The following is a 15,547-nucleotide window of genomic DNA, read 5'->3' as shown; positions in this document are numbered from 1 at the left end:
TTCCTCTAGGTTAGGACTAGATAAGAGAGAACATTGGGGAAGAATTCTGGCTATGTAGACCCTTACCAGATGGGTGTGGAATTTTGATACATGACACCAGAATGCCACTTACAAAGAAGAGAAATGCATAAATATGGATAACACCAGCAACGCCGATAAATGGCTGGAAAATATAAACAATAAGTGGCCCCAGCCATACGCTACACCCCGCTCCTAGGTTAAGAAACGACATAGCAACCCCTTTCTTTTCCGGTAAAAGAGATGGCGTTAAGGCCGAAAGAGGGACATATCCGGCTAATGTAAGGCCAAACAGAATTGCGGCTACGTACACGCTCCATGGATGGCTATGCCCATATAAGGCCGGCACCCAATATAGCAGGGCGCAAGCAAAGCTGCTTCCTATGCCACCAGCCCACAAAACAGTTCCACGCCAAGACAAACGATCACTTACGGCCCCTAAAAGCACGTTAAAAACGATATTACTGGCAAAAATGGTTTCTAAAAAATGGATCCATAATTCGTTTGATAATCCAAGCGTTTGCACAAAATAGAATGGCATGAATACGATAATACCATGCGTAGCTGCTGAATTAATTGCTCTGATAATGCATACAAGCAGCAAAGAAGGGTGTGCGTATCCGTCCTTCAGAAACTGCAAAAAATGTTTATCCTGCTGTATAGATAAAGCCTTTGGCTGATCCAAGTTGTTGGGCAAAGCAATTACACTCAGGCTTCCACCTAGTATAACAACGCCTAGTGCAACCCAAAAAGTAAGATATTCTCCTAGTATCGGTAAGCTTGCAGCAGCTACAACAGTGCCGAGTGTGGGCAGCCCACACGTAAAGCAAAACCAGAAAATGCCAGAAGCCAACCCTCTTTGCTCTGCATTTACTTCTTTAACAATAAGAGTGAGAATACCGTATGCTAATAAAGGGTACCCGAACCCTCTGATACTGTATGTAAGCAAGATACCCCATGCTGTATGCGATGGCAGCGCCCAGGCCAAAAAAAGCACTTGTGGCACCACCCATAATATCACACCTGCAATAATCACCTTGCGGCAGCCCACATACTCGCACAGCAATCCAGCGCCCCATGCAGAAATTGCAGCAGCAAAGCCATATAATGTAAAAATAAATGCTACCTGATGCTCACTTATGCCTGAGGAGACCAGAAATGGTGACAGGTAACCAACTTCCACCCCATCTCCAATCATAAAAAACAAAAGCCCCAGATACTGCATACCAAAATCACGTGGCATTTTTCCTGCTTGTGGTAAGTATTGCACCATCAGACTGTTTCTTTCAGGCTGGAATTTTCTGATCAAACGCATAGCGTGCAGCCGGATGATCTGCTGAGGGACGGCCATTTTCGTTATTAGGAAAGAACTTTTCTCTTAAGGTTGCTCCTTGATCGCCCCGAATACGCCCGCGCTTTTTAAGTTCTGGAATAACCAGACGACCAAAATCTTCAAAGCTTTCTGGATTAACAAGCTGAATCAAGTTGATGCCGTCAGTCTCGGTTTCATCCAACCACTGTTCCAGATCATCCGCCACGGTTGTGGCTGAACCTATAAATGTACGTACGCGCCCAAATCCATTTTGCGGATTAGTGGCTTGAGCCAATGTCCATTGGCGCCCACTGACTTGCGGATCAAATTGACGTAGAACAGATTGGCTGGCTTCCGTATTTTGGTAACGAATTACATTGTCAGGAGCCGTTTGCGAAAAATCTACACCTGTCATGGATGAATAATGGATAATTGATGCTATAGGGTCATAATATCCATAATATTCCTCAAACTTTTCCCATGCGGCTTCATCTGTTTCTGCTGTCACAACGGCAACCGCTGTAATAAATTTTATGTTTTCTGGTTTTCTTCCATATTTCACTGCCTGAGCACGGATACGGCGCACGTTTTCTCTCACGCCATTTGCGCCTGCTCCTACAACAAAAATAATCTCGGCATGCTTGGCGGCAAAGTCTGAACCACGGGCAGACGTGCCGGCTTGCAACACTACAGGCACGCGTTGCGGGCTGGGCTGTACAACATGCCCATCTGGCACGGTAAAATACTTACCTTTATGCTGAATGGAATGTACCTTGGACGGATCTGTATAAATACTTTTTTCCAGATCAGTATTCCGGATAACAGCATTATCCTCCCAAGACCCTTGCCAAAGTTTGTAAGTAACATCCATAAACTCATCAGCAAGATTATAACGCTCATCATGGACCATCTGATGGCCTAACCCAAGATTGCGCGCGGCACTTTCTTGCTGCGATGTCACAACATTCCAACCAATACGCCCATTGGTAAGATGATCCAACGTGCTGAACTTACGTGCGGCCTGATAAGGATGTTCATACGTTGTGGAAAGTGTAACGCCAAATCCCAGCTTTTTTGTTGCTGCAGCCATTGCGGAAACAAGCAGGAGTGGGTCAATTAAAGGTGACTGAATGCCATGCTTGAGAGAGGGCGCAGGACTTGCACCATAAACATCAATAAGCCCCAAAGCATCTGCTATAAACAGGCAGTCAAACCCAGAAGTTTCTAGAGATCGTGCAAGTTCAACCCAATACTCAACGTTTGTATATCTATATGTTCTATCCCGTGGATGACGCCATAGCCCGTAATTAAGGTGTGATACGGTGGCCATGGTAAACGCATTGAGAATGATTGGATCTGTTTTTTGTGCGGTATAAGCCATGCTGAGATTTCCAAATAAGAAATGGTAAAACAGACGTTCAAACAGTCCCTACGCGCCATTGACCGGGCGGTGGATTGCCGTTCACCAAGTAATCTCCCACAATTCTGGTGCGATAGACCCGTGGATTATGGCAACCAATTGTACGGATATTGCGCCAATATCTATCTAGTGCAGCGCTGCGTAATGTTGCTGTGCCTCCCAAGGCATCAAACAACAAAGACGTTGCATTTAACGTAAGCGGAAAGATAATTTCCTGAGCTTGCCAGATTTCGAGTTCTGCCTTGATAATATCGGGGCCTCTTTCTTCATCTTTCTTATCTACTGCAGCTTGCAGCGCTTCTGCTGCGTGCCTGACAATAGATCTGGCTGCATGTGCGGCAGACGCAACCTGTCCCACAATTTCCAGAATTTGAGGGTCTTGTGCAGGTAATTCGTGGTTAGCGTGGCTAAAGGCTCGTTTTCTGTTTTTTACAGCTCCCGCAATATCCAAAGCTGCCGCTTGCGTAATGCCCGCCACTGTTGCGAGATGATAAAGTTGGAAAAATGCTTGAGAATATGGAAACTCGGTATTGCCATAACGCAAGATATCATCATGCACTCGCACATCTTGAAAATGCGCTGTGCCACTTGCTGTTAATCGCTGGCCAACCCCATCCCAATCATCAACAATGCTCAACCCAGAATCATGGCGAGAGGCAAGGCATTTAACTGTCTGTCCATCCTGTGTAGAGGCTGTAACAGTCAACCAATCGGCATATAAAGAGCCAGTTGTGAAAAATTTACTTCCATTGATCACAAAATGTTCATTCTTGCGGGAAACCGTAGTGGCAAAGCGATCTCGCCCAGTGCCTTTTTCGGCTGCGGCTGCTCCTGCTGTTTCCCCTTTTCCGACACGCTCAAACCATTGGTCTGTATAAGCGGAAGGTTGTTCAAACAGCAGATGTTCTACAAAGCCAAAATGTGCACGCAGGGCCTGTGCCACATTTGAATCTGCTGTTGCCAGATCAATAACTGCAGAAAACAATTCAGAAAGTGGACGCCCAAGCCCGCCATACTGTGCAGGCACGCGTAAAGCAGTAAAACTACTTTGTTTTAGTCGCTTGATCGCCTCAAAAGGGAGCACGCGTTCAACCTCAGCCTTGGCAGACTGTTGGCGAATATCTTCCAGCAGTACAGCATATCCACTTATTTCTGTCGGATATTGCAAAGGAAATGCTTCCTCCCACAAAACAGCGCTCCGCTCCTGCTCAACAGATCTATTTCGCTTCAACACCTTAAACCTCCCGCGCAGAATGGTTCTGCCATTCTGTTTCTAATTTTGTTTCCACAAAAAGAGGTTTTCCCGAATCACATGGAAACTTTTCCATGCTTACGAATCACTCTCATAATTCGTATTGTCATATATTCCACGTTATTAACAAGAATATAATTTCGTTTTTTATAATTTTATCATATTGACTCGTTGTTATATGCAAATGCATTCTAATTAACGATTCTTATAGATTGTTTTATGGACATCATAACAACGAACAATTAACGTGAAATGCCATGTTCTGGAGACCAAAGTGAAATCAAAAAGAGCTTGGCACTACGCCACCACAACTGCGCTTGCTGTATCCTCTGTATTTTGGGCAGAAAACCTAGCTCACGCACAAAGTAAGCCAGAGGCTGAACATTCTCTGGTAACGGGCCATAATCCCGTTACATCTCAACAAAAAAAGAAAGCCATCACAGCTGTTGATGCACAGTCTGTAGAGCATGTTAATATACAAGGGCAAAGGCAAGCCAACTGGGTTGTTACCCCTGTTTCATCCTCTACGATTGCGAATTATACACCTGGCACCAACGCCTTAAAAGCGCTCACCACCCTCCCCGGCGTGATGTATAACTCTGCGGATCCTCAAGGTTTGAACCTATGGGGACAATCCTTTCTGATGCACGGTTTTGACCAGTCCCAGATCGGCATGACATTAGACGGCATGCCTTTAGGGGGACAATTATGGAGCAATTCCAATGGTCTTAGCCCGTCTGCTGCTATTTCTTCCGAAAATATCAGTCGGCTAGATGTATCTGCCTCTGCGGGGTCTGAAGGAGCCGCCAGTATCAGTAATCTGGGCGGAACTGTGCAGTTTGTTTCCCGAGATCCATCGCATAAAGCTGGAGGCACTGTGCGCCAAACTTTTGGCAGCAACTCCATGTTTCATACCTTTGTGCGGGCAGATAGTGGTGACCTGAATAAACAAGGCACACGTTTTTATGTGTCCTATATGCGGAATGACACAGATAAATGGCGTGGCGGACAGGATCAGTTCATGCAGCAAATAAATGCCAAGCTGCTGCACCCTATTGGAGAACAAAGCAAGCTGACTGCTTTTTTCAACTATGCTGATGAAGAAATGCAGAATTATCAGGACTATAGTATGAATATGTTTCGCCACGGCGGCTATCATATTGATAATCTTGCTGGCACGCCCAATGGTTATGAAACAGCCTACCGTCTTGCTCTTGCCTCCAATGGTATGCCTGGAGGCAGTGTGCCTGCCGCTTATCAAAATCTTTCTAGCCCATATACGGCTTCTTTTTATGATGGTGCAGGCAATCAGCGGCAGTACTTTGGCGGTGTAAATGCTGATCTCGCGCTTACAGATAGATTGCGTTGGAACTCTACTTTTTATGGTCATCGCTCGTGGGAAGTTGGAACGGTTACAAGCCCGCTTATTTCATCTCCGAATGGCGCACCTTTTGTTGAGCAGGCTACCATGCCCAGTACCAATAGATTTGGTTTGCTTTCTTCTCTGACATATACAATTGCCAAAAATGAAATCAATGGTGGCGTCTGGTATGAAAACACCAAATTTATTGCTGATAAAAGGGCGTATGAAGAACCTCTATTAGAAGACGTTCTTTCGGGCAATGCTCGTTCGGTTGACGGTATGCACCTAACATCTCCTTATCAGCGAGAATATGAGCAAGTTTTTAATACCAATACCTTTGTTGCTTACCTGCAAGATACTTATCATCCTCTTTCTAATTTGGCATTCCATTTCGGATTTCGGTCTGTGCTCAACACTACGCGGGTGGGACAGTTAGCAAACTGGTCTACTTACACCAGAACAGATGCCATTGCTGGTGGCGATGGTATTACCACAAGTAAACCTTTTCTGCCGCATATTAGCGGCCAATGGAGCTTTCTACCGGGCCACCAGTTTTATTTTGATATTGCCAATAATGTTAAGGTTTTACCTGTAGCAGGGTATAATAGCGGAGCATCACCGTTTGCGACAACGCAAGCTGCCTTTGACGCATCTAAAGCAGGCCTAACGTCAGAAACTGATTGGAATTATGCTGTAGGATATCGCTATACATCCCACCTAATTACTGGAAATGTTTACGCATATCACACAGATTTTTCTAACCGTTTGCAACAGATTTCTACTGGTAACCCCAACAACCCATATACTGTTATCAAAAATGTTGGCGGTGTTAGTATGAACGGCGTGGATGCAGGCTTTGTGTTACGGCCTATAGAAGGGCTACAACTTGCCAGCAGCATTAGCTACAATCATGCAACTTACTCAGACAACGTTACAGAAACCACAAGTTCTGGCAATGTTACTTATGGACTAAAAGGCAAGCAGGTGGTTGCCTACCCTAGGCTGATGTACAAAGGCCAGATTTCCTACAAATGGCACGACGCTGAAATACATGCCGATACACAATATATAGGTAGCAGAAACCTCAGCTATACGGGGGACGAGAAAGTGCCAGCCTATTGGTTAACAAATATAGGTGCAAGATACGACCTGACACCTCTGTTTAATCAAGGAAAAATAGGAAATGTTATCAAACATGCTTTCTTAAGCTTTAATGTTTATAATATTACCGACGAGCATTACATTTCCACAATGGGACAAAATGGCTTTCCCATGTCTGGAGATTATCAGTCCGTCGTTTTAGGCGCTCCGCGGCAGTATTTTGGCACTGTCCAAGTTGATTTCTGAAAATTGAAAGTAGATTTTATGTCCCCAACAACACTTTTGCCTACAGTAGATTCCCAAACCTTTCGCAATGGTATGTCTCTTGTTCCTGGTGCCATTTGTATTATTGCAACAGATGGCAAAAATGGCCGCTATGGATTTACAGCGACCGCTATATGCAGTGTTTCCGATAAACAACCCTCTTTGCTTGTTTGTGTCAATAAAAGTACAACTGCGCATGACCATATTCTTGTGCATCAATGCCTTTCTGTTAATGTACTGGCACCTTCGCAGGAAGCTCTGTGCGCGGGTTTTAGCAATCGCACCCTAACGCAGACTGAGCGATTTGCTCTTGCAAAATGGGATAAGCGTCATAGCGGCGCACCTATACTTATCGGAGCTACGGTGTCCTTTGATTGCATTATTGCACAAACCATAGAGACACAAACACACACAATCATTATTGCATCGGTAGCCGATATTACTTGCTTACAGGAACCTCAGAATGGATTAGTCTGGTATCGAAAACAGATATCTCATATAGTTTAATCTATAAATAATATAATATTATTCATATTTATCCGTGTCATTATGTCGAATAATTGTAATTATATCAGTTTTTACCTAATTTTATAATATTTACTAAAATTTGTGAATATAATTTACTATATTAGTTATTTGTTGATCGTTCAATATCATATCAAACCATGGCATAACCTCTAAATCACTAAGCATGACCGATGCTGCATACACCACCTTTTGCAGCTCCACCCAAAGCAGCCGTTGTGATTAAATCGTACCACAGAGCCTTTCTATCAATCATCAGGTCAGCATATATAACTCATGTTCAGGACTTTTACCTTTTTCAGTCTATTCTATAGTCAATATCTACAAGCAACATCACACGACAACGCTGGGCGCTCTTCCTGTTCGAGACATGCTACAATATTTGCTATGTAACGTGCCGATGTTTCACGTGCAGCTTCGGATGCCATAAAGGGGTAACTAACATACGCGGCCGTTTGAAGCCGCCTTAAGTATGGGTCATGAATATCTTTTATCTCACGGAGTGCTCGTCTCCACAAAACTCGGGGAATTCACAAAGCCCTACCATGTGGAAACGTAAGTGAAATCCGAAATCCACAGCCAATACTACGCCGCCCGGTTCGTATCAGTGGATATGCCGCGGTGAAAATCTGGAAAAAATATTGAAGGCTAAACCTGTCATAGACTCAGCCCGGGAAGTGAGGTGGTGGGTTTTGACCACTGGTTTGACAAAACGTTCTCTCTCGATCTGCCGTTTAATCATAATTGCAATTATTCAGGTCATATCTAGGGAGAATGAAAATACAAAACCGGTAAAGGTTACACAGAATGCAGGCGGTGCGGCTTTAGGATATACCAGAAATGACTGACCCACGGATTGAGGCAGCTGTTCATACTGCATGAAGCAATACGTTCCAATTTAAAAACGGTATGTCTTTTTCTCAATATCAGGACAAAAGCCCAGATGCTGCTGGATAGTTTCACAAAGCGATTGTGCTTGCCATTGAAGCGGCAGACACGACGACTTGGAGGATGATGGCAGATACGCCACGAAATAGAACAGATATACTCGCCAAAAAACGGGCTGATATTTTCCCAGATACTCACAATAGATCTGAGTGGAATGTGGTGATTAGGCATGAGGGCATCGTTAACTATGAATTTGATATAGGTTGGTCAGTTACTGCCCTGTGGGATATGGGGGAATGCCTGATGAATGGTTCGTGGGATGGCAGTCCCTTCCTGCTCCGCCGACAGGAAAGCTGGCATGACACAAGGGAACGATAAATTCTCGTTCGTTACGGATGCTCGATATTTAGTATTTCTGATCCTATCAATTAAAATTTTAAAAGCATTTTCTGTTACAGGTTCTATTGACCACTTCGAAAACGAGCGTTTTTTTGGAATTGATGCAACGCCTCACCTTGATGGCGGAGTTCTTCTATCTGCCCGCAGGAGATTTTCTTGCGTTATTGTTCGCGACCCGAATGGCAGCATTACAGAGCCAGCGAATATGATTTTTCCTAAGGGTTTTTTGAAAGCCTGTCGGCGGAAAAAATTTCATACAATGGTGACAGAGAACCAAAAAACGTACGAGGCCGAGGATAGTGTTCCTGCATTTATACAGCCCAGAATGGTGCATGTTTTTTACTGTGGGGCGTATGTAGCTGGGAAAGTAGCGCCTACAGAAGATAATGCAGGTTCTGTTCTTTATTTGGTACGTGCCAGTATAGATAATGGAGCGGATACATGGGCAGTCCGCATTAAACTAAACGATGCAAAAATATCTGAGCTATGGAATGTCATGACATCAGCCCCAGTGCAAAAGGGGGATTCAATAGTGGTGTCATCAGCACTAGGGCTGCTGTCCGACACAATGCAGGCCCATGCTCGTGAGTTTTATAATAATCCGAAACCCATTTGGTTTCTGGAAGAAATAAAGACCACGCCCGCATCGGCAGCCTATCGCGCGCAATACCAGGGCGCCGCAGAAATTGTTGCCTGTATTGCTCAGGCAAACCCTTTAGCGCTGGAGGGAGGCGGGAATGGGTGAAGCACTGCCGGATCTTATGACCATCAAAGACGTTCTATCTCGCCTAAAGGGAAGAATAGGACGGTCAAGGCTGGTCAAGCACCTAAATGAAACGCCCGAATACAATGGCGGTCCCACGCATAGAAAGTGGGGTGCCAAGTATCTTTTTTCTGCTCAGGATTATGAAAGACTTATTGAAAGTATAGAATGCCCCTCAAGCTCGTCAAAACACCAAAATCGAAAAACCTGTATATCCGCGGCACTGTCTCCGGCAAAAGCGTATTCGAAAGCACTGGCACGTCTGACAGAAAACTCGCAGAGGAAATCAGGCGCAAGCGCGAGGCCGAGCTCTGGAATGAAACGATTTATGGAAAACGCGCAGTCATAACCTTCGCAGAGGCTGTAACGGCTTATATTGATGATAAGCCCAGATCGCCCGCTACCAATCGTTATCTTCTGCGCCTACTGAAGCATTTCGGAACCTGCAAACTCACAGACATTAATCAGCAATCATTAAAGGATGCTTACAAAGCAATTCTGCAAGACGGCGAGAATGCCAGTCCATCTACTAAAAAGCGGGCAGTGCGCACGCCATTACAAGCTGTTTTGGAGTTTGGAGCAATACAGGGCTGGTGCGATAGGCCGGCCTTTACCCCCATTTCTATAAAGGTGAAACCCAAGAAGTTTTTGAGGCCAGAAGAAGCAACATACTTAGTGGAAAATGCGGCCCCTCACCTTCAACCCCTATTTGTTTTCCTCCTAGGAACCGGATGCCGTATGTCCGAAGCGCTGGATCTGGAATGGAAGGATGTTGATCTTTGGGGGAAGCGAGCCGTTGTCTGGCAAAAGCAAGGACGCCAACGCCATGTGGATTTACCACCAGTGGTTATAAAATGGCTGAAAACCATTGAATGGCGAGATGGCCATGTATTCCGGCCAGTAAAGATTACCCGTAAAGGGCCGGATGTTGGGGAGCGTTACCATGATTCCGCCCGACAATATGGTGGGCAAATTAAAAGCGGATGGTCCGGGGCTTGTCGCCGTGCAGGGCTGCCGGGGCGCATCAGGGAATGGATTCCTAAAGGGGAAAAGAAGCCAAAAGAGTGGTTTGTGCCCGATTACACTCCACATGCTCTACGTCACACTTGGGCTTCGTGGCACTACTGTGTGCATAGAGATATCATTAAGCTCCAAACCGAAGGGGATTGGAGCGACATCAAAACCGTACTGATCTACGCCAAGTTAATGCCAGAGGCCTATAAAGAGCAGATTGAGGAATGGTGGAGAATCGGGCCGGCCATAGGAAATTGCCCCTAAAAAACTCCACAGATTTTCCACAGAAACGTGTAAAAATTGGTAAGAAAATATAGGAATTTATGGGAGGCTATAAGAGTTTGTTTTCAGGGAGAGTTATGCTCAAAATCCGCAGAAAACTGCCGGGAACAGATGGTGGGCGCAACAGGGATTGAACCTGTGACCCCTACCATGTCAAGATAGTGCTCTACCGCTGAGCTATGCGCCCATCTGTAACCGTGGGCCGCCTTTTATCCTTCTTGCGTGGCAAACGCAACCCCTTAGAATAGCGGCAACATGAAAAATCTTGCCCACTCCCTGTTGCCTCGCCATTTGGCACGTTTGCTGGAAAACGCACCACAGACAGATTTGCCAGATCAGGCAGGCCGGGCCATCTCCCCTGCTCCGTTTGAGGTGCAAGGTACCGTGGGCGCGCCTATTGTGCTGGCTTCTCCGCATTCCGGGCAGTTTTATCCAGAAACCTTTGTGCAAAACGCCCGTCAGCCGCTTTCTGTCTTACGCAGTGGAGAGGATAGCCATATTCACCTTTTGGCAGAACAGGCACACGCGCTAGGGCCTGCTTTGCTGCATGCCACCTTCCCCCGTGTGTTTTGCGATGTAAATCGTGGCGCGTGGGATCTGGATACCCGCATGTTTCACGGCCCCATTCCCGCTTTTGTGCGCCCTACAGAGCGTGGCCTTGCTGGCCTTGGCTCCATTCCGCGCATTGTAGGTAACAGAAAACCCATTTACCGGCACCGTCTGCCCTTTATGGAAGCCGCCCTGCGCATCCGCCATTACTGGATGCCTTACCACGCAGCATTGGCCGATATGCTGGATAAAACACGCGCAAAACACGGCACCTGCCTGCTGCTAGACTTACATTCCATGCCCGATATGCCAGAAGCTGCCTGCCCAGACTTTGTGTTGGGCGATGCCCACGGCACCACATGCCACCCAGACATTATCAGCACAGCCGAACAAACCTTGCAGAGTTTAGGCTTTCGCACCACGCGCAACCAGCCTTATGCGGGCGGATATATCACCCGCCATTACGGCAGACCGCAGCAAAACCTGCATGCCCTGCAAATTGAAATGCGCAGAAGCCTGTACATGGATGAAGAAACCCACATCTGCCACGCAGGCTTTGCACCGCTCTCCAACGCATTGGCATGTGTTACAGAAGAACTGTTGAAGCTCTTTCCCGCATCTCACGGTTTATAGAAAAGAAGCATGCGTATTATCTAACGGGGTGGATATTGAAAACGCGGCTTAACCACCACATCTGATAATCACATAAAAGCAAACAATGCATTACAGGACGTAAACATGACAGAAACAACCCAGAACACCACACCCAATGCCGAAACGCGGGAGTTTAGTGCAGAAGTTGGGCGGATGCTGGATCTGGTTGTCCACTCTCTCTATTCTGAAAGAGAAATTTTCCTGCGCGAACTGGTAGCCAACGCGGCAGACGCCACAGACCGCAGGCGCTTTGAAGCCCTGACAGATGGTGCCCGCTCCCTGCCAGAAGATGCCAAAATTCACATTAACCCGGATAAAGATGCGCGCCTGCTAACCATTACCGATGATGGTTCGGGCATGACCAAGGAAGAATTGATTAACAACCTTGGCACCATTGCGCGCTCTGGCACCCGTGCTTTTGGCCAGCAGCTTGAAAACGCAAAACCGGAAGATCGCCCCAGCCTGATTGGCCAGTTTGGCGTAGGCTTTTATGCGGCCTTTATGGTGGCGGATAAAGTGGATGTGGTTTCTCGCCGTGCCGGATCTGATGAAGCATGGCGCTGGACTTCCGATGGGCGTGGATCTTACACACTGGAACCCGCCACGCGGGACAAGCCGGGAACAGATATTACCCTGCACATCAAGTCTGACGCTGAAGAGTTTCTGGACCCTGCCCGTCTGCAAACTATTATTCGCAAATGGTCGGACAACATTGCATGGCCTGTTACCATTCTGCATGATGGCAAAGAAGAAACAGCCAACGAAGGTAAGGCCCTTTGGCTAAAACCCAAAAGTGAAATTACAGAAGAACAGCTAGAAGAATTCTACCGCCATCTCACCCATAATTTTGATAAACCATGGGATACATTGCATTGGCGCGCAGAAGGCACCATTGAATTTGCAGCCCTGCTGTTTATCCCTTCCATGCGGCCTTTTGAATTTGCGGAACAAACGCGTGAAAGCAAGCTGCGCCTGCATGTGCGCCGCATGTTTATTACCGATGAAGCCGAAATTCTGCCGCCATGGCTGCGCTTTGTGCAGGGTGTTGTAGATACGGAAGATCTGCCGCTTAACGTCTCGCGCGAAATGTTGCAGGCCACACCTGTTCTGGCCCGTATCCGCAAGGCTGTTACAAGCAAGGTCATGGGTGAACTCAAAACCCGCGCCAAAGATGCCGAAAGCTACGCTGCATTTTGGGAAAACTTTGGCCCAGTTCTAAAAGAAGGCATGTGGGATGACCCCGCACACCGTACGGAAGTTGCCGCACTCAGCCGCTTCCGTTCCAGCGCCGTAGATGGTCTGACATCTCTGGATGAGTATGTCAGCCGCATGAAGCCAGAACAGGATGCCATTTACTATGTAACGGGTGACAGCGCAGAAGTGCTGGCAGCATCTCCGCAGATTGAGGGCTTCAAAGCGCGCGGTGTGGAAGTGCTGCTGTTGTCTGACCCAGTGGATTCCTTCTGGCCAGATCGTTTGGGCACGTATGAGGGCAAAACCCTGCGCAACGTGGCTCAGGGTATGACTGATCTGGAAAAATTTGGCACGCCAGAAGAAACAGCAGCCGAAAAAGCAGATATGGAGACTCTGATTCCAGCTCTGAAGGAAGCACTCGGGCAAGATGTTTCAGACGTGTGCGCCACAGACCGTCTGGTTTCCAGCGCAATGGTGTTGAGTGCGCCAGAAGGCGGGCCTGATCTGCAATTGCGCAAGCTCATGCAACGCAGTGGGCAGAGCATGCCAGAAGCGGCACCCATTCTGGAACTCAACCCGGCTCATCCTATCGTGCACACGCTGGCGCAAAAGGTAAAAGCGGGGGAAAAAGTAGATGCTTTGGCCCATATCCTGCTGGATGTTGCCAGTATCCAGAATGGTGAGACACCCAAGGATGTAAATGCCTTTTCTCGCCGTCTGATGGAATATCTGGCGCAGGATGCAAAACCTGAGGCCCCAAAAGCCTGAGGCCCGGCTTCACAAAATATTTATATGTTTCAAAAAGGCCCGGTTCTGCCGGGCCTTTCCTTTTTACAGCACAAACTTTTCAAAAACCTCATGACAGCAACGCCGCAGAAATATCTGGCGGATTACACTCAAAAAGAACTTTTCCCGCTCTGGTGCATTCTAGTGGGCAGAACCCGCTATTGAGCTTTTATTACAAAAAGATAGCGGCACTTTTTGAATAAGACCTGTTGTATGGAAAATTTTGAAAGGGCTATCTAAATGTTCTCCACCAAAAAAACAATAATGGCTGCAAGCTGTATTCTGGGGTTAAGCGCCGCAGGTATAGTACAAGCACAGGACATGCCTTCCCATCTTCCAGCAGGCACCACATTTCCAGCCACTCCTGCCGGTTCCCTTCCGGTAACAGATCCTGCTCATCCGGCTTCTGCCCCTACTAATGGTGCGCAGGTTGTGGGCAATGTGTCGGGCACCTCTACCACGTCCACTCCCGGCGTTTTGGGAGAAGGCGGCCTGCCATCAATAGAAAACGCAAGCACCGGAAACGTGGCGGGGCTGCTTTCCTATTGTGTGCATAAAAATTATGCCTCTGGCACCACACCACGCAGCGTTGCACGCAATCTTTCCAAACGGCCTGATGTACGAAACGATCAAGGTTACTCTTTGGGCGGGCAAGGGCTGCTGCAAAACAGCACTTCCAAACCCTTTGATATTGCCACGCTTGACCTTTCCAAGCGCGTAAAGCTGTGCAGTGACCTCACAAAAAAAGGCCAAAGCCTAACAGACTAACACCCTATATGCACGGGGCATGCCGTAACAGGCTGCCCCACATTAGGGATATGCCAAGCCCCACCCGCGGCAGGCATTATTTTTTGTTTTCTGCTTCTGATTTTTTGACATCTTTCCAAATATCATCAAGCATTTCCACGCTTTGGTCAGACATGGAAAGCCCCTGCTCTGCCAAAACAGCTTCTACCCCTTCAAACCTACGGGTGAATTTGTCACACGCTTGGCGCAAGCTGGCTTCCGGGTCCAGCTTTAGCCGCCGCGCCAAACTGGCAATAGAAAACAAAACATCGCCAAGTTCATCCTGCATGCGTTCACGGTTGCCAGCTTCCAGTTCAACAGAAAACTCTTCAATTTCCTCATGAACCTTGGCCACTACGCCGGAAATATCTGGCCAATCAAACCCCACACGGGCAGCCCGCGCAGCCAATTTGGAAGCACGCAATAACGCAGGTAATGCTGGTGGCACACCCGCCAAGGCTCCTGGCACTGCTGCCCCTTTGCCATTCTTCTGCCCGGCATTGCGGCGGCGTTCCTGCTCTTTTAGCATTTCCCACTGGCCGGGAATGTCCTGTTTTGGCTTGGGAGAATCAGTTACGGTTTGATCTTCCAGCACATCGGCACCAAACACCACATGCGGGTGGCGGCGGATCATTTTTTCCGTAATCATGCGTGCTACGGTTGCAAAATCAAACTGCCCTTCTTCCTGTGCAAGCTGGGCCTGATACACCACCTGTAACAGCAGATCTCCCAGTTCATCGGGAAACGCATTCCAATCCTGTTTTTGTATGGCATCCAGCACTTCATACGCCTCTTCAATGGCATAGGGAGCTATGGTTTCATGCGTTTGCTCTCTATCCCACGGGCAGCCTTCCTTGGGGTCTCGCAAGCGGGCCATAAGGGCGAGCAGACGTTGCAGTTCATATGCGGCCTGTTGGCTGCTGCCCTGTTTTGCGGTTTCTGCCGGTTGCCTTGGCGTAGGTGAAGTGACCATGCTT

At 47.4% G+C, this 15,547-nt stretch carries 11 protein-coding genes and 1 tRNA gene; 7 read left to right on the top strand and 5 right to left on the bottom strand.

The genetic code is table 11. The features are described 5' to 3' along the window. Positions 1 to 16: 16 nt before the first annotated feature. From ACP7IZ_RS05490 to ACP7IZ_RS05480, 3 genes are read right to left on the bottom strand one after another with little or no spacing between them, the layout of a single operon-like run. Positions 17 to 1,333 (bottom strand): MFS transporter, encoded by a 1,317-nt coding sequence (locus tag ACP7IZ_RS05490; RefSeq protein WP_426848171.1) that lies wholly within the window; start codon positions 1,331 to 1,333, stop codon positions 17 to 19. Further along, the gene (locus tag ACP7IZ_RS05485) at positions 1,305 to 2,711 is read right to left on the bottom strand and encodes an LLM class flavin-dependent oxidoreductase (protein WP_426848170.1); all 1,407 of its coding nucleotides are present in this window, start codon (positions 2,709 to 2,711) and stop codon (positions 1,305 to 1,307) included. The genes ACP7IZ_RS05490 and ACP7IZ_RS05485 overlap by 29 nt, the downstream gene beginning before the upstream one ends. 37 nt (positions 2,712 to 2,748) lie before the next feature. After that, positions 2,749 to 3,984, bottom strand: coding sequence for an acyl-CoA dehydrogenase family protein (locus ACP7IZ_RS05480; RefSeq protein WP_426848169.1), 1,236 nt, complete (start codon positions 3,982 to 3,984; stop codon positions 2,749 to 2,751). Positions 3,985 to 4,276: 292 nt separating this feature from the next. Here ACP7IZ_RS05480 and ACP7IZ_RS05475 point away from each other — a divergent pair, with 292 nt between their 5' ends. From ACP7IZ_RS05475 to ACP7IZ_RS05460, 4 genes are all read left to right on the top strand, one after another. Further along, positions 4,277 to 6,712 carry a TonB-dependent receptor gene (locus ACP7IZ_RS05475; protein ID WP_426848168.1) on the top strand — a complete coding sequence of 812 codons (2,436 nt, stop codon included), beginning with the start codon at positions 4,277 to 4,279 and terminating at the stop codon, positions 6,710 to 6,712. An 18-nt stretch (positions 6,713 to 6,730) separates the two neighbouring features. Next, positions 6,731 to 7,237 (top strand): flavin reductase family protein, encoded by a 507-nt coding sequence (locus ACP7IZ_RS05470; RefSeq protein ID WP_426848167.1) that lies wholly within the window; start codon positions 6,731 to 6,733, stop codon positions 7,235 to 7,237. 1,264 nt (positions 7,238 to 8,501) lie between these two features. Then, positions 8,502 to 9,287, top strand: coding sequence for a hypothetical protein (locus ACP7IZ_RS05465; RefSeq protein WP_426848166.1), 786 nt, complete (start codon positions 8,502 to 8,504; stop codon positions 9,285 to 9,287). A 186-nt stretch (positions 9,288 to 9,473) separates the two neighbouring features. Next, a complete protein-coding gene (locus ACP7IZ_RS05460; protein ID WP_426848165.1) occupies positions 9,474 to 10,583 on the top strand; it encodes a tyrosine-type recombinase/integrase in 1,110 nt (369 codons plus the stop codon). A gap of 130 nt (positions 10,584 to 10,713) precedes the next feature. On the opposite strand, the gene ACP7IZ_RS05455 is transcribed toward ACP7IZ_RS05460, so the two are convergent. Further along, a tRNA-Val gene (locus ACP7IZ_RS05455) sits at positions 10,714 to 10,788 on the bottom strand. A gap of 68 nt (positions 10,789 to 10,856) precedes the next feature. Between ACP7IZ_RS05455 and ACP7IZ_RS05450 the strand changes: the two genes are divergently transcribed. The 3 genes from ACP7IZ_RS05450 (at position 10,857) to ACP7IZ_RS05440 (ending at position 14,552) form a co-directional block, all read left to right on the top strand. After that, entirely contained in the window at positions 10,857 to 11,783 is a 927-nt protein-coding gene (locus ACP7IZ_RS05450; RefSeq protein WP_426848164.1) for an N-formylglutamate amidohydrolase, read from the top strand. Between the two features lie 105 nt (positions 11,784 to 11,888). Continuing rightward, positions 11,889 to 13,766 (top strand): molecular chaperone HtpG, encoded by a 1,878-nt coding sequence (htpG, locus tag ACP7IZ_RS05445; RefSeq protein ID WP_426848163.1) that lies wholly within the window; start codon positions 11,889 to 11,891, stop codon positions 13,764 to 13,766. A 258-nt stretch (positions 13,767 to 14,024) separates the two neighbouring features. Next, positions 14,025 to 14,552, top strand: coding sequence for a DUF2501 domain-containing protein (locus ACP7IZ_RS05440; protein WP_426848162.1), 528 nt, complete (start codon positions 14,025 to 14,027; stop codon positions 14,550 to 14,552). Between the two features lie 76 nt (positions 14,553 to 14,628). Here ACP7IZ_RS05440 and mazG read toward each other — a convergent pair whose 3' ends face one another. Further along, the gene (mazG, locus tag ACP7IZ_RS05435; protein ID WP_426848161.1) at positions 14,629 to 15,543 is read right to left on the bottom strand and encodes a nucleoside triphosphate pyrophosphohydrolase; all 915 of its coding nucleotides are present in this window, start codon (positions 15,541 to 15,543) and stop codon (positions 14,629 to 14,631) included. Positions 15,544 to 15,547: the final 4 nt, after the last annotated feature.

This window comes from Acetobacter sp. AAB5, from assembly GCF_050106715.1.
Classification (GTDB): Bacteria; Pseudomonadota; Alphaproteobacteria; order Acetobacterales; family Acetobacteraceae; genus Acetobacter; species Acetobacter oryzifermentans.
Note: the sequence above shows the minus strand (reverse complement) of the source record. Positions and strands in the feature narration are given on the sequence as shown.

Excerpts from the sequence above, each read along its gene's own strand:
- ACP7IZ_RS05490 (WP_426848171.1), bottom strand. The coding sequence starts at position 1,333 with ATGCGTTTGATCAGAAAATTCCAGCCTGAAAGAAACAGTCTGATGGTG.
- ACP7IZ_RS05485 (WP_426848170.1), bottom strand. The coding sequence starts at position 2,711 with ATGGCTTATACCGCACAAAAAACAGATCCAATCATTCTCAATGCGTTT.
- ACP7IZ_RS05470 (WP_426848167.1), top strand. The coding sequence starts at position 6,731 with ATGTCCCCAACAACACTTTTGCCTACAGTAGATTCCCAAACCTTTCGC.
- ACP7IZ_RS05465 (WP_426848166.1), top strand. The coding sequence starts at position 8,502 with ATGACACAAGGGAACGATAAATTCTCGTTCGTTACGGATGCTCGATAT.
- ACP7IZ_RS05460 (WP_426848165.1), top strand. The coding sequence starts at position 9,474 with ATGCCCCTCAAGCTCGTCAAAACACCAAAATCGAAAAACCTGTATATC.
- ACP7IZ_RS05450 (WP_426848164.1), top strand. The coding sequence starts at position 10,857 with ATGAAAAATCTTGCCCACTCCCTGTTGCCTCGCCATTTGGCACGTTTG.
- htpG (WP_426848163.1), top strand. The coding sequence starts at position 11,889 with ATGACAGAAACAACCCAGAACACCACACCCAATGCCGAAACGCGGGAG.
- ACP7IZ_RS05440 (WP_426848162.1), top strand. The coding sequence starts at position 14,025 with ATGTTCTCCACCAAAAAAACAATAATGGCTGCAAGCTGTATTCTGGGG.
- mazG (WP_426848161.1), bottom strand. The coding sequence starts at position 15,543 with ATGGTCACTTCACCTACGCCAAGGCAACCGGCAGAAACCGCAAAACAG.